Consider the following 20,815-nt stretch of genomic DNA (forward strand, 5'->3'; position numbering starts at 1 on the left):
ATGAAGCTGATCGCATTCGAAACTTCCACCGAAGCGTGCTCGGTCGCCCTGTGGTGCGATGGCGATGTCCTGGAGCGCTTTGAAATCGCGCCGCGCCGCCACGCAGAACTGGCGCTGCCGTGGGCACAGGATCTGCTGGCCGAAGCCGGCATGGCCCGTTCGCAATTGGACGCGGTGGCCGTCGGGCGAGGGCCTGGCGCGTTCACCGGTGTGCGCCTTGGCATCGCACTGTCCCAGGGCATCGCCCTGGCGCTGGATCTGCCGATGCTGCCCGTCTCGACCCTGGCCGCTTTGGCCCTGCGCGCCGAAGGGCCGGGGAAAGTGCTCGCGGCGATCGATGCCCGCATGGGTGAGGTCTACGCAGGCATGTTTGAACGTGCCGGTACCGATCTGGCCGCGTTGGGACCGGAAACCGTGAGCGCCCCTGACGCAGTGCAGCTGCCCGCAGGCGATGACCGTGCGTGGCATGGCGTGGGCACCGGCTTTGATGCGGTCGAGGGCGCCTTGCAGGCGACCCTGGGGCCGCGTCTCGTCAGCGTGGATGCCACCGCGCTGCCCAGGGCGGGTGATGTCGCCCGGCTTGCGGTCCAGGCGTTCCTGCGTGGCGAGCTGGTTGCGCCGGAACTGGTCGAACCCGCTTACCTGCGCGACAACGTGGCCCTGACCCTGGAAGAACAGCGGGCCTTGCGCGCCGCACGTTGACGCGATTGCGAAAACGCGTGGCCGATCAGCTGTCGACCAGGGTTCCTGCCGGCAGGAACTGCCAGGTGCGGGTGACGTGGAGGACGTCGATGTTTTCCTCCGTCTGCGGCAGGGCCGGGTAGGGCTCGGCCAGCTGGGCGATGCGCAAGGCTGCCTCGTCCAGCAGGTGGATGCCGCTTGAGCGGATCACCTGCGCGCTTTCCACCGATCCGTCGCGGCGGATTGCCACGCTGATCACCAGCTCACCCGCCAGCTGCCGGCGCCGGGCTTCGTCGGGGTAGTTGAGGTTGCCGATCCGCTCCACCCGGTCCACCCACTGGCGCAGGTAGGCGGCATAGGCATATTCCTGGGTGCTGGCGGAGACGAACTTGCGCTTCGGGCGTTTGGCGTACCGTTCGGAGCGCAGGTGGATCTCGGCGGCCAGGCGGGCCATTTCCATGTCGCGCTCGATCCGCTCGTCGCCAGGTGGCAGCGCGCTGGGATCGGCTTGTTGGGAGGGGTCAGGCGTGGCCACGGTGTGTTCGCCGCGGTGGCTGGTGATCACCCTGGCCTGGGGCGGGGGCTGCGCATCAGGCGACTGCGCGCGCAGCGGCTCGGGGGCGATGCCCGGCTGGTCCTGTGGTGCCAGGCCGAGCTGGGATTCACGCGGTCGCAGGCTTTCCTCGTGCTCGCCGCCGCCCTGGTTGCTGGCCTGGGCCAGGAAGTCCGCCTGGGCCTGGGTCAGCGGACTGGTGGTCTCGGTCAGGATCACGTCCAGCGTTGGTGCCACCGGGGCGGCATCGTCCAGGGTGAAGCCGATCCCCAGCACCAGCAGGCCGTGCAGCAGCAGCGACAGCACCAGGGTGGCCCCCAGCCGCTGCTGGTCGCCCACCTGAGGGCCGGGTGGAGCGATCGCCAGACTCATGCCTGCAGCGTCACGCTCCGGCCTCGATCGCCGCGAACAGGTCGCCAGCGATATCCAGGCCGAACTCGGCGTCCAGCTCGCGGATGCAGGTAGGACTGGTCACGTTGACCTCGGTCAGCCAGTCACCAATCACGTCCAAGCCGACGAAGATCATGCCGCGACGCTTCATTTCCGGCCCCACCTGGGCTGCGATCCAGCGATCGCGGTCAGTCAAAGGCCGTCCTTCGCCGCGTCCGCCCACTGCGAGGTTGCCGCGGAAGTCGTCGCCCTGGGGAATGCGCGCCAGGCAGTAGGGCAACGGCTCGCCGTTCACCAGCAGGATGCGCTTGTCCCCGTCCACGATCTCCGGCAGGTAGCGCTGCGCCATTGCCGTGCGGCGGTTGCCGTCGGTGAGCGTCTCCAGGATCACGTTGATGTTCGGGTCCGAGGGGCTGGTGCGGAAGATCGAACGCCCGCCCATGCCGTCCAGCGGCTTGAGGATGGCATCGCCATGCTCGGCAACGAATGCTTTCAGTTCCTTGGAACTGCGCGATACCAGCGTTGGCGGGCAGCACTGGGGAAATTCCAGTGCCGCCAGTTTTTCATTGAGGTCGCGCAGGCCCTGTGGATCGTTGACCACGCGCGCACCGGCGGCCTGGGCAAGTCCCAGGATCTGGGTGTCGTAGACATACTCGGCATCCACCGGCGGGTCGCGACGCATCAGGACAACATCGCCGGGGCCGAACGCGCGGCTGGACTCCGGGCCCAGTTCAAACCAGTCTTCCGGATCGTCCTGCACGGACAGCGCAGCCATGCGTGCCTGCGCAATCCCTCCATTCAGCGACAGCCCACCGGGCAGCACGTAATGCAGGCGGTGGCCGCGGCGCTGGGCAGCGAGCAGCATTGCGAAGGTGGAATCCTTGGCAGCGTTGATCGCGCTGATCGGATCCATGATGACGATGACATCAAGCGTCATGGGCTGCGCTACCGGTGGCGATGGGAGGTCGTGATGTTACCAGCAGCAGGTGTCCGGCCAGAGGCTGACGGGGTTCACGGATCGGGGGTAAAGTGCTCCGCGTGCTTGACAGTCCGGTCGCCGATTGGGATATATGGTCGGGTTGCAGCGGCACACGGGGAAACCGGGGGCGCCGCGCCAGGGGAAGACTTAGATGACCGTAGAAGACACACCGCCCGGCAGCCTCCAGGGCTTGCGGGTCATGGTGATTGACGACTCGAAGACGATCCGTCGCACCGCCGAGACGCTGCTCCGCAGGGAGGGGGCGGAAGTAACCACCGCGGTGGATGGCTTCGAGGCATTGGCCAAGATCGCCGACCAGCAGCCGCAGATCATCTTCGTGGACATCATGATGCCGCGCCTGGATGGCTACCAGACCTGCGCGCTGATCAAGAACAACCAGCTGTTCAAATCCACGCCGGTGATCATGCTTTCGTCCAAGGACGGCCTGTTTGACAAGGCCCGCGGACGGATCGTGGGCTCGGAGCAGTACGTCACCAAACCATTCACGCGCGAGGAACTCCTCGACGCCATCCGCAAGCACGTCCACGCCTGACCGGGGGGCAGGCACATCCATGGCACGAATCCTGTTGATCGAAGACTCGCCGACCGACACGGCGGTGTTGACCCAGCTGCTTGAGCGCAACGGCCACCAGGTGCTTGCCTCCAGCAGCGCCGAGGACGGCATCGTCCTGTGCAAGCGCGAGCAGCCCGACCTGGTGATCATGGATATCGTGCTGCCGGGCATGAACGGCTTCCAGGCCACGCGCGCGCTGTCGCGCGATACCGAGACCGACCATATCCCGGTGGTGATCGTCAGCACCAAGGGCATGGAAACAGACCGCGCCTGGGGCATGCGCCAGGGCGCCCGCGGCTACCTCGTCAAGCCGCCGGCAGAAGCCGAGCTGGTCGAGACCATCAACGGGCTGCTTGGCGGCGCCAAGTGAACAAGCAGCGCGCCAACACGGGCGCCGGCGCCATTGATCCGTTCGCGATCCTGCTCGATTACGAGCGGCGGTCGCTGGCGCATGAGCCCGGTCTTCCGGAGCAACTCGACGCGCCCGGGCTGTGGCGTGGCGTGGGCTACCGGATTGGCAGCCGCCGCCTCGCATCAGGCTTCCATGAAGTGCTGGAAGTGCTGCCGATGCCGCAGGTCACGCCGGTGCCTGGTTCGCAGCCGTGGATGCTGGGCGTGGGCAACATCCGCGGCAACCTGCTGCCGATCGTTGACCTCAAACAGTTCCTGGAAGGCGAGCGCACGGTGCTGCACGAGGACCAGCGCGTGCTGATCGTGCGCCAGCCGGGCGGGAACGTGGCCGTGACCATCGATGAAATGTACGGCCAGCGCAGCTTCCAGGACGAACAGGACACGCCGGCCGACGAGCTGGCACAAGGGCGGTACGCGCATTTCATCGAGCGGGCCTACCGCTTGGAAGCGCACGCGTGGGGGATCTTCAGTCTTGACCGGCTCTCGCGCACACCCGAATTCAGACAGGCCGCGGCGTAAGCCGCATCGCATAGCAACTGGGACAAGCTCATGAGCACTGAAGTGGATAACGTCGCCGGCAAGGGCCGCAACCTGGGCACGAACGCCTGGCTGACCGTGCTGGCAGTGGCCCTGCTGATCTTTGGCGCCAACACCGGCTACGCCATCTGGAAAGCTGCGCAGCTGGGCGGGGCCAGTAGCGCCGCTTCCAGCCTGCAGGTGAACTCGCAGCGGTTGGCGATCCAGGGCAACGAGGCGGTGGCCGGCGATACCGCGGCGTACGGCGCGTTCCGTGCCACCAAGGCGGAAATCGACCGGGATATCGCCAGCCTGCAAAGCAACTTCGGCGACACCACCGGCGTGTCCGGCCCGATCCAGACCGTCAGTCGCACCTGGGAGCCGATCCAGCAGAACGCCCAGCAGGTGATCGACAGCCAGGAAGTTGTGTTGGGACTGGCCGGCAACGCCGAGCGCTTCAACCGGGGCGTGCCGGGGCTGCAGGCCCAGCTTGACGAATTGGTGCGGGCCATGTCCAACACCGGATCGCCGGCCTCGCAGGTGTACATGGCGCTGCGCGAAGTGGTGCTGACCGGCGACATGGTGCGCTTCGTGACCCAGATCCAGGCGGGTGGCGAAGGCGCCGTCGGAGCGGCCGACACGCTGCAGCGGCGGGCGAGCCTGTTTGAACAGGTGCGCGTGGGCCTGCGCGAGGGCGATGAGAACCTCAACGTGCAGCCTCTCACCAACGCCAGCGCGCTGGCCGCGCTGACCAGCGTGGATGAGCTGTGGGAAGAGATCCGCCCGGCGCTGGACGCGATCCTGGCCGCGGCTGACAGCCTCGCCGGCGCCCAGGGCGCAGCCACTTCGATCACCGCCGGCTCGGACCAGCTGCTGGCCGACAGCGAGAGCCTGTTCCAGGCCTTCACCGCGTTCGGCTCGCTGTCCGATACCAGCATCCTCGGCAACGTGTGGATCAGCATCCTGTCGGGTCTGGCGACCCTGGCTGCGATTGTCGGCCTGGTGTTCAGCCTCAACCGGGCCCAGCGTGAGCGCTACGAAACCACGATGGAGCTCAACAACCGCAACCAGGAGGCGATCATGCGCCTGCTGGACGAAATGGGCTCGCTGGCCGAAGGCGATCTCACGGTGAAGGCGACGGTCACCGAAGACATGACCGGCGCCATTGCCGACTCGATCAACTTCGCCGTCGAGCAGCTGCGCAACCTGGTGCAGACCATCAACGACACTTCGGTGCAGGTGTCCTCCAGCGCCCAGGAGACCCAGGCCACCGCCATGCACCTGGCCGAGGCCGCTGAGCACCAGGCGCGGGAAATCACTTCCGCCTCCAACCGCATCACCGAGATCGCGGCCAACATCGGCCAGGTGTCGAAGAACTCCGCCGAATCGGCCGACGTGGCCCAGCGCTCGGTGCAGATCGCGACCAAGGGCGCGGGCGTGGTGCGCGAGACGATCGCCGGCATGGACTCGATCCGTGACCAGATCCAGGAGACCTCCAAGCGCATCAAGCGGCTGGGCGAGAGCTCCCAGGAAATCGGCTCGATCGTCGAGCTGATCAACGACATCTCCGAGCAGACCAATATCCTGGCGCTGAACGCGGCCATCCAGGCCGCCTCTGCGGGCGAGGCGGGCCGCGGGTTCGCGGTGGTGGCGGACGAAGTGCAGCGGCTGGCCGAGCGTGCATCCAGCGCCACCAAGCGTATCGAGGCCCTGGTGGAAACGATTCAGACCGATACCAACGAGGCGGTCAGCTCGATGGAACAGACCACCTCCGAGGTGGTTTCCGGTGCGCGCCTGGCCGAGGATGCGGGGACCGCGCTGGGCGAGATCGAAAGCGTTTCGACCAGCCTGGCCGACCTGATTCAGGGCATCTCCAATGCCGCGCGGCAGCAGTCCGACGCCGCCTCCAGCATCACCCAGACGATGGACACCATCCAGTCCATCACCGCCCAGACCTCGCAAGGTGCCAACCAGACTGCTGAGTCGATCGGCAACCTGGCGCAGCTGGCCGCCGACCTGCGTCGTTCGGTCGCCGACTTCAAGCTGCCGGTCTGAGCGGGCGCAGGGACTGAAATGATCGGCAACGGCAACGAATGCAGCACGGAACGGGCGCTCCCGTGGAGGGATGCACCATGACGATGGCGTTGCGTGACGCAATCGACTACACGGCGCTGGGCTGGGTTAAGCCGGAGCTGGATGAAACCCTGCGCCAGGCGCGGCTCGAGGTGGAGGCGTTCGTCGAAGATCCGACCGACAGCAGCCGGATGCGCTTCTGTGCAGGCTATCTGCATCAGGTGCAGGGCACCCTGCGCATGGTCGAGCTGTATGCCCTGGCGATGGTGGCCGAGGAAATGGAGCAGCTGGCGGGCGCACTGCAGGCGGATCAAGCGCTCGAGCGGGACGCGGCCTGCGCCGCCCTGATGCGTGGCACCGTGCTGCTGCCCGACTACCTGGAGCGCCTGCAGGGTGGGCACCGAGACATACCGATCGTATTGCTTCCGCTGCTCAACGAGCTGCGCGCCGCGCGTGGCGCGACTGGTCTGAGCGAAAGCGTACTGTTTGCCCCGGACTTGGACCGGCCGATGCCGGCGGCCCTGTCGGCGCCTGCTGCAGATGCTGGCGAGGACAGTCCGGGCGCCGCCGCTCCGGTCCAATCCCTGGCGGCAGCCATGGACGGTTGGCCTGAAGGCGGGTTACCCGCGGATGCCGCTGCATTCGGCGGCGCCCTGGGGGATCTGTTTCCGCAGGCGGCCGACGAGCCCGTACGGCGGATGCTCTGGGTTGCGCAGCGTGCAATGCAGGCGCTTGGGGGAGGTGCCGTGGCGTCGTCGCCTGGTTTGCGCCAGGCGTTCTCAAGCGTGGTCCGTGAGGCCCGACGGCATCTGGTGGAAAAGGATGGTTTCGCCGGCGTTGACGCCGCGCTCGAAGCCACCCGTCAGCTGCTGTTCCACGTTGCTGCCGGCGATGTCGGGCATCCGGCGCTGAAGGAATTGCGCAGCACATTCGACCTGGAGCAGGCAGCCCCCAGCGAAGCCGAACTGGATCATGCCCATGGCAGCCTGAGCGGGCGCAATCGCGCGCTGCTCGACACCGTGGCAGCCGCGGTGAAAGAAGACCTGCTGCGGGTCAAGGACGCGCTGGACCTGCACCTGCGTACCGGCGAGGCCGGGATCGCAGGGCTCGAATCGCAGGTGGATATCCTGGACCGTGTCGGCGACACGCTCGGGATGCTTGGATTGGGCGTGGCGCGCACCGTGGTGCTGCAACAGCGCGATGCCGTGGACGCGATCGTGCGTGGGGACCGCGCTGCCGACGAAGACGCGCTGCTTGATATCGCCGGTTCGCTGCTCTACGTGGACGCCTCGCTTGATGAGCAGGTGGCGCGCCTCGGGGTCAGCGATAGCGATCAGGAGCAGGATCCCCTGGCGAATGAGTCGCGCAAGGCGGTGGAAGTCATCGCCCGTGAGGCGATTGCCAACTTCGCCGATGCGCGCCAGGCGTTTGTTGCTTTCGTGGAAACTAGCTGGGACCACGATGAGCTGGTGGAAGTGCCGCGGCTGCTGGACGAGGTGGGCGGCGCGATGCGCATGCTCCAGCTGCAACAGCCTGCGGATTTCCTGGCCGGGGTGAGTCGCTTTACCGAAACCGAACTGCTCGCTCGCCGCCGGGTACCAAACGGTCGTCAGCTGGACACCCTGGCCGATACCCTGGCCAGCCTGGAGTACTACCTGGAGGCACTGGGTGAACACCGGGGCGGCCGCCAGGACATCCTGGATATTGCCCGCAGCAGTCTGGAAACCCTGGGCTATTGGCCGCTGCCGGTTGAGGCCGGGCACGCCGAGCCGGTAGGACACCAAGCCCCGCAAGATCCCATCGGGTTGGCGGAGGCCGGGCTGGAGGATACGGCGGCAACCGTTGCCGCGTTCATTGACCGCCAAGGGCCAGAGGCTGGCGCTGGCGAAGAGGCCGGGACGCGTGATGGAGAAGGCGCTGGCGTCACGGCTGCCGGTCTGGAACCGGAACAGGTCCCGGCGCCGATGTCGCCCCCGGCGCAGGTCGAAGGCGGCTTCGAAGCCACCGGCGATGAAATCGACGACGAGATCCGCGAAGTCTTCCTGGAAGAGTTTGCCGAAGAAATCGACAACCTCGATGGCCTGTTGCCGCCGTGGCGCGACAGTCCCGACGACATGGAGCGGCTACGGCCGATCCGCCGCGTTTTCCACACCCTGAAGGGCAGCGGCCGGCTGGTGGGCGCACGCACCCTGGGCGAGTTCAGCTGGAAAATCGAAAGTCTGCTCAACCGGGTTCTGGAAGGCGGTCGTCCGGCCAGCCCCGCGGTGTTTGCTGTCGTCGATCATGCGTTTCACGTACTGCCGGTGTTGCAGGCAGCGTTGAAGGGCGAGCGCAGCCTGGATGTGGATCTGGCCGCGCTGGAGGAAGATGCCGAGCGCATTGCCGGCGGTGACGAAACCATGCCGCGGGCACCGCTGCGCAGCAGCCCGGCCGGTGAAGGGGAGGGCGCAGTCGAAGTGCTGTCAGCGTCTCCACCAGCCATGGAAGAGCCCGCAGCCGCCGCTGCCCCGGAGTTGGTGCCGGCCCAGGTGGATGAGCTGCTGCTTGAAATCCTCGACGCCGAGGTGGATGGCCATCTGGCGGTGGTAGATGGCTGGCTGCAGGCCGCCGCCTCGGGTCCGACGACGGTGGATGATTCACTGCTGCGCGCAGTGCACACCATGAACGGCGCGTTTGCGATGGCCGAAGTGCCTATGGTGCCAACCGCCCTGTCGCCCGCTGAATCCTGGGTCCGGCGCCTGCTCGGCACTGGAAACACTGCCAGCGAGGAGGCCGTGGCCGCCATGCAGGAGCTGGCCACGCTGGTTCGCAGCTCGATCTCCGGGCTGAAGTCGGATACGCCGGGCGTGCCGGTCTGTGAAGATCTGGCCGCACGCTGGGCAGCCCTGCGTGACTCGCTGCCCGAACCCGCTTCCATGCGGTTCGCAGATTTTGATATCCCGGATCCCTCCGATCCTGAACTGGAGGCGGAGCTGCTTGAAGCCGAACGCATAGAAGCGGAGCGTTTCGAGGCCGAGCGCATCGAAGCCGAACGTCTCGAAGCCGAACGTGTCGAAGCCGAACGTGTCGAAGCCGAGCGCCTCGAAGCCGAACGCCTCGAAGCCGAACGCCTCGAAGCCGAGCGCATCGAAGCCGAGCGCATCGAAGCCGAACGTGTCGAGGCCGAACGTGTCGAAGCCGAGCGTGTCGAAGCCGAGCGTGTCGAAGCCGAGCGTGTCGAAGCCGAGCGTGTCGAAGCCGAGCGTGTCGAAGCCGAGCGCATCGAAGCCGAGCGCATCGAAGCCGAACGTATCGAGGCCGAGCGTGTCGAAGCCGAGCGCATCGAAGCCGAGCGCATCGAAGCCGAACGTGTCGAGGCCGAACGTGTCGAAACCGAACGTCTCGAAACCGAACGTCTCGAAGCCGAGCGCCTTGAAGCCGAACGTCTCGAAGCCGAACGTCTCGAAGCCGAACGCCTCGAAGCCGAGCGCCTCGAAGCCGAACGTCTCGAAGCCGAGCGCCTTGAAGCTGAACGTCTCGAAGCCGAACGCCTCGAGGCCACCACGCAACCAGTGCCAGCCGGGCAGACCGACGATCCGGACGAACCTCTGAATCTGTCCGCGCTGGACGTCGAGCTGGTCGACATCTTCATCGAAGAGGCCGGCGATCTGCTTGATCACTCCGACGGCCTGTTGGCGCAGCTCGCCGACCAGCTGGGCGATCGCGAGAGCATAGTCGGGTTGCAGCGGGATCTGCATACCCTGAAGGGCGGTGCGGGCATGGCCGGGCTGCTGCCGATCGGCGAGCTGGGCCACGCGATGGAGACGGTACTGGAGTCCGTCGTCGAGGGTCGCAGTGAACTGGGCCGCGACGGGATGGAACTGCTCCAGCGCGGCTATGACCGGCTGCACGTCATGGTGACCCGCGTGCGCGACCGGCGTGCGATCTCCAGTGCACATGAGCTCGTTTCCGCCTTCGAAGCCCCGGGTGACACCGCCAGCGCCGACCGCCCGGATGCGAGTGTCACGACCTCCGTCCCAACAGAGCCGCGCGCGCCGAAAAAGGTGCTGGACCCGCTGTCCGCACCGATGGCCGATGCCGCTGCCGCAACTGGCGACGATGGCGAGACGCGGGCGCCGCAGGAACAGGTGCGCGTGCGCGCCGACCTGCTTGACCGCCTGGTCAACTCCGCCGGTGAGGTTGCGATCTACCGCGCACGCCTGGAGCAGCAGCTGGGAGCGTTCCGCGGCGCAATGGTGGAGATGGAGCAGACCAACATGCGTCTGCGCGACCAGCTCCGTCGCCTGGACATCGAAACCGAAGCCCAGATCATCGCCCGCTACCAGCGCGAGACGGAAACGACCGAGGCAACATTCGATCCGCTGGAGCTCGACCGTTTCTCCACCCTGCAGCAGCTGTCGCGCGCGTTGGCCGAGTCAGCCGCGGACATGAACAGCCTGCAGGGCACGCTGGATGACCTGACCAGCCAGTACGAAACCCTGCTGACCCAGCAGTCGCGGGTCAGTTCGGAGCTGCAGGAAGGCCTCATGCGCACCCGCATGGTGCCATTCGAGTCCGTGCTGCCGCGCCTGCGGCGGGTGGTGCGCCAGGCCGCCGGCGAGACCGGCAAGCAGGTGCAGCTGCATGTGGAAGGTGCCCAGGGCGAGCTGGACCGCAACGTCCTTGAGCGCATGACCGCACCGCTGGAGCACATGCTGCGCAACGCGGTGGTCCATGGGTTGGAGGATTCCAGGGCGCGGCGCAAGGCCGACAAGTCCGAGGAAGGCCGGATCGGCATCACGGTGCGCCGTGAAGGTTCCGAAGTGGTGCTGCTGGTGTCCGACGATGGCCGTGGCCTGGATCGGGCCAGCATCCGGCGGCGGGCCGAAGAGCGCGGCCTGGTGGCCGCGGGCGCGGTGCTGACCAACGAGGCGCTGGACACGCTCATTTTCGAGCCGGGCTTCTCCACCGCCGACGAGGTCAGCCGTCTGGCAGGTCGCGGCGTGGGCATGGACGTGGTCACCAGCGAGGTCCGCCAGCTGGGCGGCACGCTGGAAATCAACACCGGCAAGGGTGAGGGCACCACCTTTGCCCTGCGTCTGCCGCAGACCCTTGCGGTGACCCAGGCGGTGTTCGTGCAGATCGGTGACACCAGTTTCGCAGTGCCGATTGCTTCGGTGCGCGGCGTTGGCCGGATTTCCCGCGAGGCGATGGCCGAGCCGGATGCCGCCTACGAGTACGGCGGTGAGGAATACGTGCTGCATGACCTGGGTCGGCTGGTTGGCCAGGCCCCGGCACGCGCCGAGGGCCACCTGCAGATGCCGCTGCTGCTGATCGGCGCCGGTGGTCTGCGCGCAGCGGTGGCGGTCGACCAGATCCAGGGCAACCGCGAGATCGTGGTGAAGCCGGTGGGCCCGCAGGTTGCGTCGGTCCCGGGCATCTTCGGCGCGACCATCATGGGTGATGGCAGCGTGCGCGTGATCCTGGACGTGGCGCCGCTGGTCCGCCGCCTGGCAACGCAGCCGCACGACGTGCGGCCCGCGCCGGCGGTGGAAGCGCGGCCGGTGCCGCTGGTCATGGTGGTCGACGACTCCGTCACCATGCGCAAGGTCACCGGGCGCGTGCTGGAACGAAACCACCTGGAGGTGGTGACTGCACGCGACGGCATCGATGCGATCGAGAGGATGGATGAACGCGTGCCCGACCTGATGCTGCTGGATATCGAAATGCCGCGCATGGACGGGTACGAGCTGGCCACGCACATGAAGGCTGATGCCCGCCTGCGCGACGTGCCGATCGTGATGATCACCTCGCGTACCGGCGAGAAGCATCGCCAGCGTGCGTTCGAGATCGGCGTCGAGCGCTACCTCGGCAAGCCGTACCAGGAGAACGAATTGATCCACAACGTGTTCGACCTGCTGGGCATGGAGCAGCCCGATGGCTGAGCACGGGGTGCGGGTGGCATTGCTGGCGCGGGACGGCCAGGCGCGCGAGCGGCTGCAGGAAGCTCTGCGCGAAGCCGGCGCGCAGCTGGTGGCCGTGGTCGATCCGCTGACCGCGGATCCCGGGGAAGTGGCGTCCAAAGAACCGCAGGGCGTGCTGGTGGCGCTGGAACCGGCCATCGAGGACGCGCTGGAGGCCTGGGATGCCCTTTTGTCGGATCCTTCGTTGATAGTGATCTTCGACGAGGTGGAGCTGGCGGCTTCGCGGTCCGGCTGGGATGCAGCGCGCTGGATCCGTCATCTGCGCGCAAAGCTGCTGCGCCATGACGATGTGTTGCCGCCCGGCGCCGAACCGGAAGGAGAGTGGCAGCCTGAGCCGGGTGCCTTGCAGCAGCCGGTGGTGGAGGGCTTGGAAGAAGAGTTCCGTTCAATCGAGGACGAAGCCCAGGGCAATGCTGCCGAAGTGCCTGCCGATGAAGGCCTGGAGGCCTGGCTGGAACGGATGTCGAGCGCCGCCGCGGACGCCAACCTGGACAGCGCGGCGGGGCCGGACTCCGAAGACGCCCGCGCGGCGGACCCGCCCGCGGTTGCGGCCGCATCGGGAATGTTCTCCAACCTTGAGCTGGTCGATCCCGAGGTGCCGGTCACCGATGCTTCCCCAGGCGAGGATGACGCTGATACGCGCCTTGCGGCTCTGGAGGAGCGCATCGCCGGCCTCAGCCTTGCCGATGGCGACAACTACAGCCGGCAATCCGGCCCTGGCGCGGTACTGGTGGAAGCCGGTCTGGGCGGGCCTGACGCAGTGCGCCAGCTGCTGGGGGCCCTGGGTGAGCGGTTCCCGCGTCCGCTGCTGGTGCGGTTGCGACTGGAGGGCGGGCGCTATGAGCGGCTGGTGCGGCAAATGGATCGGGCTACCCCGCTGTCTGTGATCCTGGCCGATGAAGGCGTTGCGATCGAGACCGGGCGCGTGTACTTCCTTCCTGAAGGGATGGATGTGGTTGCGGACGATTCGCGGCTGAAGTTTGTACGCGACGAATCGGCGTTGCAGCGCCTGCCGTCCGGGCTGGCTGCCGATGACAGCGCGGTGCTGTTCATGAGTGGTGCCGATGCCGCATTGGTGGGTCAAGCACTGCAACTGGGCGAGGCGGGTGCGCTGGTGCTGGGGCAGTCCGCTGAGGCCAGTTTTGATGCAGCGGCCGCGCAGCGGCTGATGGAGCATGGTGGTTCCGCCATTGACGCGGCAGCGATCGCAGCTCGGCTGCAGGAGCGTTGGCCGCCGCAGATTGACCAGGCAGACGCCGGTATGGAGGAGCAGCAACCATGAACCAACAGGATGCCGGCAGCGTCTCCCGTGATATCCGCGGGGTGCTGATCCAGATCAAGGGCGGCAGCCTGCTGCTGCCCAACGCCAGCGTTTCCGAAGTGCTGTCCTATGCCGATCCCGAGCCCCTGGATGGAGCGCCCGACTGGATCCTGGGCCGCATCCGCTGGCGCGGGTGGCAGTTGCCCCTGGTCGCATGGGGGCGACTGACCGGTGCCGCGGCAGACGAAGCTGGCGACCTCGGCAGCAAGGTGGCGGTGGTCAAGGCGCTGCATGGCAATCCGCGCCTGCCGTACTTCGCGGTGCTGGCCCAGGGCTTCCCGCGGCTGGTCACGGTGTCCCACGATTCGCTGCTGACGGATGCGGGCGAAGGCCAGCCCCTGCCCGAGGCCGCGCTGGCCAGCGTGATGCTCAACGAAGACCGGGCCATGGTTCCGGACCTTGACGCCATTGCCGGGCAGATTGACAGCGCGCTGCAGCAGGCCGGTTAGCGGCGGAAAAACCGCTAGAGATCTCCGAACCGGGCTTGCAGGGCGGCAATCGCGGCCAGGCCGGCGGTTTCCGTGCGAAGCACGCGCGGTCCCAGGCGCACGCCGGTGAAGCCGGCGGACTCGAGCATCTCCCGGTCGCGCGGTGACCAGCCGCCTTCGGGGCCGATAGCGATGGACAACGCGCCGTCCGCCGGCGCAGCGATGCCGGCAATGCCATGTTCGGCGAACGGGTCCAGCAGCAGGCGCAGGGGGTGAGCCGGAAGGCTGTCCAAGGCCGTGGCCAAGGGCGCGGGTGGGGCGACCTCGGGCACCCGGGCGCGGCCGCTCTGCTCACAGGCGGAAGTGACCACGCTGCGCCAGTGGGCCAGGCGCTTTTCCGCGCGCTTGGCATCCAGCTTCACCTCGCTGCGCTGACTGCTGACCGGTGCGAATGCACTGGCCCCCAGCTCGGTTGCCTTCTGCAGGATCAGGTCCATTTTTTCCCCGCGGGCAATGCCCTGCAGCAGGTTGATCCGCAGCGGGGATTCGTTGTCCACGGCGCGCGCGGCGATGACCTCGGCTTCGCCGTCCCGCTTGCCCACGGCGGTGATGCGGGCCGCGTAATCCTGGCCGTCACCGTTGAACAACACGCATTCGTCGCCTTCGCGCAGGCGCAAGACCCGCAGCAGGTGTGCGGCTGCCGTCTCCGACAGGCCGACCCGTGCTCCGACAGCCAGCGGCGCGTCCACGAACGCCCGGATCACCCGGCCGCGGACGGTCCCTGCGCCCGGCACGGTCACGAGGTGGCCTCCTCGATCACGCTGCGGGTGACGTCGGCCAGCAGCTGCAGTTCGTCATCCTGGATGCAATAGGGCGGCATCCAGTAAAGGATGTCGCCGAGCGGGCGCAGCAGCACGCCGCGCTCGACGGCGGCACGGTAGGCATGCAGGCCGATGCGCCGTGCGGGATCGAACGGGGTACCGTTCCGACCGCCTTCGGCCAGTTCAATCGCCAGGATCATGCCGGTCTGGCGCACATCGGCCACGTGGGGCAGCTCGGCCAGCGGGGCTGCCAGCCGGGCCATCTTTTCGGCCGTCACGCGGTTGCGGGCCAGCACGTTGTCGGATTCAAAAATGTCCAGGGTCGCCAGCGCCGCGGCACAGGCCAGCGGGTTGCCGGTATAGCTGTGCGAATGCAGGAAGGCGCGCTCGCGCGATTCGTCCAGGAACCCGTCGTAGATCGCCTGCGTGGCCAACACTGCGGCCAGCGGCAGGAACCCGCCGGTCAGACCCTTGGACAGGCACATCAGGTCGGGCATCACCCCGGCCTGTTCGAAGGCGAACATGGTGCCGGTGCGGCCGAAACCGACCGCGATCTCGTCGGCGATCAGGAATGCCCCGTGCACATCGCACAGCTCGCGCGCCCGCTTCAGGTACACGGGGTGATACATGCGCATGCCGCCGGCACATTGCACCAGTGGCTCGAGCACCAGCGCGCAGATTTCGCCCGGATGCTCATCGAACAGCCGCGCCAGCGCATCCGCGGCGTCTTCCGCCCGGGCCACGGCATCGCGCTCGCTGCCGGCCAGGTAGGCGTCGGGCGACGGCGCGAACATCGCTTCCATCAGCAGCGGTGCATACACGCGCCGATACAGGGGGATGTCGCCCACCGAGAGCGCGCCGATGGTCTCGCCGTGGTAACCGTTCTCCAGGGCGACGAATTTCGTGCGTCGCGGCTCATCGCCGCGATTGCGGAACCACTGGAAGGCCATCTTCAGCGCCACCTCGACCCCGGCCGAGCCGTTGTCGGCGTAGAACACCTTGGCCAGCGGGTCGCGGCCAGGCTGGCGCGGGGCGATCGCCAGCAGGCGCTCCGCGAGCTCCACCGCCGGCTGGTGCGAGCAGCCGGCCAGGATCACGTGCTCCAGGGTCTGCGCCTGGCGACCGATGGCTGCGGCAATGCGTGGTTCGGCATGGCCGAACAGGTTCACCCACCAACTGGAGACGGCGTCGAGGGTGCGGCGGCCGTCGGGGCCGATGAGCCACACGCCTTCGCCGCGCTCAACCGGTAGCAGCGGAAGCGTATTGGGGTGCTCGCGCATCTGGGTGCATGGGTGCCAGAGCACCTGGAGATCGCGGGTACACCAGTCGGTGGCGTCGGCTAGAATGGTTTGATCGTGAATCATCTTGTCCATCCTCCCATTATCACCCGGGCGCCTGAAGCCGGCGCCGGCCGCCCCGTATGAGCCGCAAGCTGCCGATCATCCATTCGGTGAGTGAGCACGAGGCCGGGCCCTATCGCATGGAGCGGCTGGACCTGGAATTCAGCAACGGGGAGCGGCGCCGCTACGAGCGCGTGCACGGGCGGGGCTACGGGGCGGTGGCCGTGGTGCCGATGCTGGATGCGGACACCGTGCTGCTGGTGCGTGAGTACGCCGCCGGGCTGCACCGCTATGAGCTGGGCCTGGTGAAGGGCCGCATCGATGCGGGTGAAACCCCGGAGCAGGCCGCCGACCGCGAGCTGAAGGAAGAAGCCGGCTACGGTGCGCGCGATGTGCAGGTGCTGCGCATGCTCACCCTGGCGCCCACCTATATGAGCCACCAGACCCATCTGGTATTGGCCCGCGATCTGTACCCCGAGCGCCTGCCCGGTGACGAGCCGGAAGAGCTTGAAGTGGTGCCGTGGAAGCTGGACGCGTTGCATGAGCTGGTCCTGCAGGAGGACTTCTCGGAGGGCCGCTCGATCGCCGCGCTGTTCATCGTGCGTGAGTACCTGCGCCACCATGCCGGTCGCTGAATCCATCCGCGAGGGTGTGATCGATATCGCCCGGCAGGCGGCGGCAGCCATCCTCGAGGTGTACGCGGGCCGGTTCGAAGTGGAGCGCAAGGACGACGCCTCGCCGGTCACCGCGGCCGATTTCGCCGCGCACCATGTGATTGTCGACGGGCTGCGGGCATTGACGCCGGAAATCCCGGTGCTGTCGGAGGAGTCCGCGCACGAGGTCACGGCGGCGGAGCGGCTGGGCTGGAATCGACTGTGGGTGGTGGATCCGGTGGACGGCACGCGCGAATTCATCAAGCGCAACGGCGAGTTCAGCGTCAATATCGCGCTGGTCGAAGACGGCATTGCCAGCTTTGGAGTGATCCAGCAGCCGGTGACCGGACAGCTGTGGTACGGGGCGCCGGGTCGTGGCGCCTGGCGGCGCGATGGCGGCATCGAGCATGCGCTGCGCACGGGGAAACGCGAGGCGGGCGCGCGACTGCGCGTTGCCGCCAGCCGGTCGCACCGTGATGGCCGGACCGAGGCGCTGATGGAGCGCATCGGCGTGATCGAGCCGGTGGCGCTCGGTTCATCGCTGAAATTTTGCTGGCTCGCGGAAGGAAGGATGGATGTGTATCCCCGGTTCGGACCCACCAGCGAGTGGGATACGGCCGCCGGGCAGGCGATCCTCGAAGGGGCCGGCGGGATGCTGGTGGATCCGCGCGGGCGCCCGTTCCGCTACAACCAGCGGGAGACGCTGCTCAATGGCGATTTCATCGCCCTGGGTGATCCTTCCCTGCCGTGGCAGGAATGGCTTTAGGCCATGCCTGAAGCCCAGGACATCCGCCGCCTGACCGGGATCATGGCCCGCCTGCGCGACCCCGACGGCGGCTGTCCGTGGGACCTGGCGCAGGATTTCGCCAGCATCGCTCCGTACACGGTCGAGGAAGCCTACGAGGTGGCGGATGCCATCGACCGCAACGACATGGACGGGCTGCGCGAGGAGCTTGGCGACCTGCTGCTGCAGGTGGTGTTCCACTCACGCATGGCGGAGGAGGCCGGAGCGTTCGGGTTCGGGGATGTAGTGCAGGCCATCTGCGACAAGATGGTCAGCCGCCACCCGCACGTGTTCGGCGGTACACAGGTGGCCGATGCCCTGGAACAGACCCGCGAGTGGGAGGAATACAAGCGGCGCGAGCGGGAAGCGCGCGGCGAGGTGGACGACTCGGCACTGGCCGGAGTCTCACGCGGACTGCCGGAATGGATGCGGGCGGTGAAGCTGCAGAACCGCGCCGCGCGGGCAGGCTTCGACTGGCCGGGACCGGAGCCGGTCATCGCCAAACTGCAGGAAGAGATCGAGGAAGTCCGGGTGGAGTTCGATGCGGTATCGACAGCCCCCGGTGATGATGCAGCCGCAGCGCGGGAGCGGCTGGAAGAGGAGATCGGCGACGTGCTGTTCGTGGCGGCCAACCTGGCCCGCCATGCGCAGGTGGACGTGGGTACGGCGCTGCGCCGGGCCAACCACAAGTTCGAGCGCCGGTTCCGGGCCATGGAGGCGCTGGCGAAGGCTGACGGCACCAGCTTGCCGGAGCTTCCACTGGCGGCGCATGAGGCATACTGGGGCCGGGCCAAGCAGGCGGAAAAGTCGCAGCAATGAGCCGGTTTTCCAGCTTCCGCGAGTTCTATCCGTTCTATCTCGGCGAACACGCCAACCGCACATCGCGCCGGCTGCACTTCATCGGCAGCTGCGGGTCGCTGCTGCTGGTGCTGTTGGCCGTCTGGCAGCGCAGCGGATGGTGCCTGCTGGCGGCCCTTCTGTGCGGATACGGCTTTGCCTGGGTTGGGCACTTCTTCTTCGAGAAGAACCGCCCGGCCACCTTCCGTCATCCGCTGTACTCCTTCCTCGGCGACTGGGTGATGTTCAAGGACATCCTCACCGGGCGTATCCGTCTCTGATCAGAACTCTCTGATCTGAATTTCTGACCCGACTGCGGATCTTCACGGCGCGTGCACCAGCCGGACGGCATCTTTCACAAAGCTGAAGGAGCCGTAAGGCTTCTCTCCATTCATTGCCACATCGGAGTCGATATGCGCGCAACGCAGGAGCCGGGCGGGCTGGTCTTGATTGTCGAAGACAACCGCAATATTTCGGAAATGGTGGGCGAATACCTGGAAGGACGGGGATTCGAGGTGGACTACGCGGCTGACGGTCTGGATGGCTATCGGCTGGCCGCGGAAAACAGTTACGACGTGATCGTGCTGGACCTGATGCTGCCGCGCCTGGACGGGATCGAGGTGTGCCGGCGGCTACGCGAGGAAGCGCGCAAATCCACGCCGGTGCTGATGCTGACCGCGCGCGACACCCTGGATGAGAAGCTGACCGGGCTCGGCTCGGGCGCGGATGACTACCTGACCAAGCCGTTCGCGATCCAGGAGCTGGAAGCGCGGCTGCGGGCGCTGATCCGGCGCGAGCGCCGCCAGGTGGGCTCGGAAGTGCTCAAGGTCGCGGATCTGGTGCTTGATCCGGCCAGCCTGCGCGCCACCCGTGCCGGCCAGGAGCTGCAGCTCTCGCCCATCGGCTTGAAGCTGCTGACCATCCTCATGCGCGAGTCGCCGCGGGTGGTGAGCCGGCAGGAGATCGAGCGTGAGATCTGGGGCAACAGCCTGCCCGATTCGGACACCCTGCGCAGCCACCTGTACAACCTGCGCAAGACCATCGACAAACCGTTCGAACGTCCGCTGCTGCATACCGTGCAGAGTGCCGGCTACAGGATTGCCGATATAGAACAGTCACCCGCCTGACCGGGTGGGACGGGCCTGACGATGCCACAGGGGTTGCCGCGCAAGCTCCGTCGCCGCTTTCTGGTGCAGGCCCTGGTGGCCAGCCTGGTGCTGGTTATCGCAGTGACGGTTGGCTGCGGCTTGACCCTGCGCACCCTGATCGACGCCCGCCTGCAGGTACAGGGCGAGGAGTTCTGGGCCGCGCGTGCGGCCAACCCGGGCTATGTACCGCCCCGGACTGACAGCGTGCAGGTTTATTTCCTGCCCGCCGACAGCGCGATCGAAACGGTGCCGCCGCCGCTGCGGCGGGCGCCCGGCTCGCACGCGCTGCCGGGCTACGACCGCCACCTGTGGGTGGATTCACGCCCGGAAGGCACGGTGTACGTGCAGATGTCGTTCGCGCATGCGAAGCGGGTGATGTGGGCTGCAGCAATGCTGTTTGCGCTCCTCGGTTCATTGGGCCTGTTCGTGTTGAGCTGGCTCACCTATCGCGCCACCAGCCGGCTGGTGATGCCGGTCACCTGGCTGGCGACGAGGGTGTCCAGCTGGGATATGGAAAGCAATGCGATGGAGGCGCTTGATGTCAGGCGCAGTCCCGGACACGTAGGCAGCGAGGTCAGGCAGCTCAGCAGCGCCCTGCGTGACCTGGCCACCCGGGTCCGGGCGCTGGTGCAGCGCGAGCGTGACTTCACCCGCGATGCCAGTCACGAACTGCGTACCCCCCTGACGGTGGTGCGGGTGGCCAGCGACATGCTGTTGGCCGATCCGGAAACACCCGAGCGCTCGCGCCGGTCGCTGCAGCGGATCCAGGCCGCCGGACGCGACATGGAAGCGGTGGTGGAGGCGTTCCTGATCCTGGCCCGTGACATCGAAGTGGAACCGCAAGGTGAGGAATTCCGGGTGCGCGAGGTGGTGGCCGAGGAAGTCGAGCGCGCATTGCCGCTGCTGGCCGGCAAGCCGGTCGAGCTGCGGGTGACCGGCTCCGGCGACCCGGTGCTGTCCGCGCCGCCGCGGGTCCTGGGGGTCATGCTGGCCAACCTGCTCAGCAACGCCTGTGTGTTCACCGAACGCGGTTTGATCGAGGTGGAAGTGACGGACGCCACGATCGCCGTGCGCGATACCGGGATCGGCATGTCGCCGGGCACCCTGCAGCGGGTGTACGACCCGTTTTACCGGGCCGACCAGTTCCACGGGCCCGGCAAGGGCATGGGGCTGTCGATCGTGCGCCGGCTGGGTGAACGGTTTGGCTGGCCGGTGTCCCTGCGCAGCGCCCAGGGGCAGGGCACGGTGGCCGAGATCCGCTTCAGGAAATAACCGGAGTGCCAGCGGGCAGGCGGCGCCATGTCAACCGCGGCCCGGCGTGGGCGTTCCCTTGAGTGTCATCC

The 20,815-nt window shown here is 67.3% G+C and carries 18 protein-coding genes and 2 pseudogenes; 15 read left to right on the forward strand and 5 right to left on the reverse strand.

The genetic code is table 11. The annotated features are described in order from the left end of the window. A complete protein-coding gene (gene tsaB, locus ACW7G3_RS08510; RefSeq protein ID WP_456982295.1) occupies positions 1 to 702 on the forward strand; it encodes a tRNA (adenosine(37)-N6)-threonylcarbamoyltransferase complex dimerization subunit type 1 TsaB in 702 nt (233 codons plus the stop codon). A 25-nt stretch (positions 703 to 727) separates the two neighbouring features. On the opposite strand, the gene ACW7G3_RS08515 is transcribed toward tsaB, so the two are convergent. Continuing rightward, entirely contained in the window at positions 728 to 1,606 is an 879-nt protein-coding gene (locus ACW7G3_RS08515; protein WP_456982297.1) for an energy transducer TonB, read from the reverse strand. Positions 1,607 to 1,616: 10 nt separating this feature from the next. Further along, on the reverse strand, positions 1,617 to 2,561 hold the full coding sequence (gene gshB, locus ACW7G3_RS08520) for a glutathione synthase (RefSeq protein WP_456982299.1): 945 nt from the start codon (positions 2,559 to 2,561) through the stop codon (positions 1,617 to 1,619). Positions 2,562 to 2,754: 193 nt separating this feature from the next. On the opposite strand from gshB, the gene pilG reads away from it, so the two are divergent. The 5 genes and pseudogenes from pilG to ACW7G3_RS08545 form a co-directional block, all read left to right on the forward strand. Further along, entirely contained in the window at positions 2,755 to 3,156 is a 402-nt protein-coding gene (gene pilG, locus ACW7G3_RS08525; RefSeq protein ID WP_456973492.1) for a twitching motility response regulator PilG, read from the forward strand. A 19-nt stretch (positions 3,157 to 3,175) separates the two neighbouring features. After that, complete coding sequence (locus ACW7G3_RS08530; RefSeq protein WP_456973490.1) at positions 3,176 to 3,547, forward strand: response regulator; 372 nt, start codon at positions 3,176 to 3,178, stop codon at positions 3,545 to 3,547. Positions 3,548 to 3,579: 32 nt separating this feature from the next. Continuing rightward, positions 3,580 to 4,107, forward strand: coding sequence for a chemotaxis protein CheW (locus ACW7G3_RS08535; RefSeq protein ID WP_456973743.1), 528 nt, complete (start codon positions 3,580 to 3,582; stop codon positions 4,105 to 4,107). 30 nt (positions 4,108 to 4,137) lie between these two features. Further along, positions 4,138 to 6,159, forward strand: a complete 2,022-nt coding sequence (locus ACW7G3_RS08540; protein ID WP_456973488.1) for a methyl-accepting chemotaxis protein — start codon at positions 4,138 to 4,140, stop codon at positions 6,157 to 6,159. Positions 6,160 to 6,242: 83 nt separating this feature from the next. Continuing rightward, a pseudogene (locus ACW7G3_RS08545) lies at positions 6,243 to 8,453 on the forward strand (Hpt domain-containing protein); the annotation flags it as partial. Positions 8,454 to 8,868: 415 nt separating this feature from the next. Here the strand turns inward: ACW7G3_RS08545 and ACW7G3_RS08550 are convergent. Next, on the reverse strand, positions 8,869 to 9,735 hold the full coding sequence (locus ACW7G3_RS08550; RefSeq protein WP_456982412.1) for a pentapeptide repeat-containing protein: 867 nt from the start codon (positions 9,733 to 9,735) through the stop codon (positions 8,869 to 8,871). A 65-nt stretch (positions 9,736 to 9,800) separates the two neighbouring features. Here ACW7G3_RS08550 and ACW7G3_RS08555 point away from each other — a divergent pair. The 3 genes and pseudogenes from ACW7G3_RS08555 to ACW7G3_RS08565 all read left to right on the forward strand — a co-directional run. Beyond that, positions 9,801 to 12,101, forward strand: a pseudogene (locus ACW7G3_RS08555) (response regulator); the annotation flags it as partial. Next, positions 12,094 to 13,422, forward strand: a complete 1,329-nt coding sequence (locus tag ACW7G3_RS08560) for a chemotaxis protein CheB (protein WP_456982301.1) — start codon at positions 12,094 to 12,096, stop codon at positions 13,420 to 13,422. The pseudogene ACW7G3_RS08555 and the gene ACW7G3_RS08560, both read left to right, overlap by 8 nt. Further along, positions 13,419 to 13,910, forward strand: a complete 492-nt coding sequence (locus ACW7G3_RS08565) for a chemotaxis protein CheW (RefSeq protein ID WP_456982303.1) — start codon at positions 13,419 to 13,421, stop codon at positions 13,908 to 13,910. Before ACW7G3_RS08560 ends, ACW7G3_RS08565 begins: the two co-directional genes overlap by 4 nt. Before the next feature lie 14 nt (positions 13,911 to 13,924). On the opposite strand, the gene ACW7G3_RS08570 is transcribed toward ACW7G3_RS08565, so the two are convergent. Both ACW7G3_RS08570 and bioA read right to left on the reverse strand, forming a co-directional pair. After that, a complete protein-coding gene (locus ACW7G3_RS08570; protein ID WP_456982413.1) occupies positions 13,925 to 14,683 on the reverse strand; it encodes a 16S rRNA (uracil(1498)-N(3))-methyltransferase in 759 nt (252 codons plus the stop codon). Positions 14,684 to 14,685: 2 nt separating this feature from the next. Next, the gene (gene bioA, locus ACW7G3_RS08575) at positions 14,686 to 16,074 is read right to left on the reverse strand and encodes an adenosylmethionine--8-amino-7-oxononanoate transaminase (RefSeq protein WP_456973482.1); all 1,389 of its coding nucleotides are present in this window, start codon (positions 16,072 to 16,074) and stop codon (positions 14,686 to 14,688) included. A gap of 56 nt (positions 16,075 to 16,130) precedes the next feature. Between bioA and nudE the strand changes: the two genes are divergently transcribed. The 6 genes from nudE (at position 16,131) to ACW7G3_RS08605 (ending at position 20,744) form a co-directional block, all read left to right on the forward strand. Continuing rightward, positions 16,131 to 16,685 carry an ADP compounds hydrolase NudE gene (gene nudE / locus ACW7G3_RS08580; protein ID WP_456982305.1) on the forward strand — a complete coding sequence of 185 codons (555 nt, stop codon included), beginning with the start codon at positions 16,131 to 16,133 and terminating at the stop codon, positions 16,683 to 16,685. Then, entirely contained in the window at positions 16,672 to 17,469 is a 798-nt protein-coding gene (gene cysQ, locus ACW7G3_RS08585; protein ID WP_456973478.1) for a 3'(2'),5'-bisphosphate nucleotidase CysQ, read from the forward strand. The genes nudE and cysQ overlap by 14 nt, the downstream gene beginning before the upstream one ends. Positions 17,470 to 17,472: 3 nt before the next feature. After that, positions 17,473 to 18,306 carry a nucleoside triphosphate pyrophosphohydrolase gene (gene mazG / locus ACW7G3_RS08590; protein WP_456982307.1) on the forward strand — a complete coding sequence of 278 codons (834 nt, stop codon included), beginning with the start codon at positions 17,473 to 17,475 and terminating at the stop codon, positions 18,304 to 18,306. After that, positions 18,303 to 18,605: an Mpo1-like protein gene (locus ACW7G3_RS08595; RefSeq protein ID WP_456982308.1), complete on the forward strand. Its 303-nt coding sequence runs from the start codon at positions 18,303 to 18,305 to the stop codon at positions 18,603 to 18,605. Before mazG ends, ACW7G3_RS08595 begins: the two co-directional genes overlap by 4 nt. Positions 18,606 to 18,737: 132 nt before the next feature. Continuing rightward, positions 18,738 to 19,451 (forward strand): response regulator transcription factor, encoded by a 714-nt coding sequence (locus ACW7G3_RS08600; RefSeq protein WP_456973472.1) that lies wholly within the window; start codon positions 18,738 to 18,740, stop codon positions 19,449 to 19,451. Positions 19,452 to 19,472: 21 nt separating this feature from the next. Beyond that, positions 19,473 to 20,744 carry a sensor histidine kinase gene (locus ACW7G3_RS08605; protein WP_456982309.1) on the forward strand — a complete coding sequence of 424 codons (1,272 nt, stop codon included), beginning with the start codon at positions 19,473 to 19,475 and terminating at the stop codon, positions 20,742 to 20,744. Positions 20,745 to 20,815 lie beyond the last annotated feature (71 nt).

Source organism: Luteimonas sp. A478, assembly GCF_054052025.1.

What these genes read in the sequence shown, in the direction of transcription:
- tsaB (WP_456982295.1), top strand. Translation starts at nt 1, where the DNA reads ATGAAGCTGATCGCATTCGAAACTTCCACCGAAGCGTGCTCGGTCGCC.
- ACW7G3_RS08515 (WP_456982297.1), bottom strand. Translation starts at nt 1,606, where the DNA reads ATGAGTCTGGCGATCGCTCCACCCGGCCCTCAGGTGGGCGACCAGCAG.
- gshB (WP_456982299.1), bottom strand. Translation starts at nt 2,561, where the DNA reads ATGACGCTTGATGTCATCGTCATCATGGATCCGATCAGCGCGATCAAC.
- pilG (WP_456973492.1), top strand. Translation starts at nt 2,755, where the DNA reads ATGACCGTAGAAGACACACCGCCCGGCAGCCTCCAGGGCTTGCGGGTC.
- ACW7G3_RS08530 (WP_456973490.1), top strand. Translation starts at nt 3,176, where the DNA reads ATGGCACGAATCCTGTTGATCGAAGACTCGCCGACCGACACGGCGGTG.
- ACW7G3_RS08540 (WP_456973488.1), top strand. Translation starts at nt 4,138, where the DNA reads ATGAGCACTGAAGTGGATAACGTCGCCGGCAAGGGCCGCAACCTGGGC.
- ACW7G3_RS08560 (WP_456982301.1), top strand. Translation starts at nt 12,094, where the DNA reads ATGGCTGAGCACGGGGTGCGGGTGGCATTGCTGGCGCGGGACGGCCAG.
- ACW7G3_RS08565 (WP_456982303.1), top strand. Translation starts at nt 13,419, where the DNA reads ATGAACCAACAGGATGCCGGCAGCGTCTCCCGTGATATCCGCGGGGTG.
- bioA (WP_456973482.1), bottom strand. Translation starts at nt 16,074, where the DNA reads ATGATTCACGATCAAACCATTCTAGCCGACGCCACCGACTGGTGTACC.
- nudE (WP_456982305.1), top strand. Translation starts at nt 16,131, where the DNA reads ATGAGCCGCAAGCTGCCGATCATCCATTCGGTGAGTGAGCACGAGGCC.
- cysQ (WP_456973478.1), top strand. Translation starts at nt 16,672, where the DNA reads ATGCCGGTCGCTGAATCCATCCGCGAGGGTGTGATCGATATCGCCCGG.
- mazG (WP_456982307.1), top strand. Translation starts at nt 17,473, where the DNA reads ATGCCTGAAGCCCAGGACATCCGCCGCCTGACCGGGATCATGGCCCGC.
- ACW7G3_RS08595 (WP_456982308.1), top strand. Translation starts at nt 18,303, where the DNA reads ATGAGCCGGTTTTCCAGCTTCCGCGAGTTCTATCCGTTCTATCTCGGC.
- ACW7G3_RS08600 (WP_456973472.1), top strand. Translation starts at nt 18,738, where the DNA reads ATGCGCGCAACGCAGGAGCCGGGCGGGCTGGTCTTGATTGTCGAAGAC.
- ACW7G3_RS08605 (WP_456982309.1), top strand. Translation starts at nt 19,473, where the DNA reads ATGCCACAGGGGTTGCCGCGCAAGCTCCGTCGCCGCTTTCTGGTGCAG.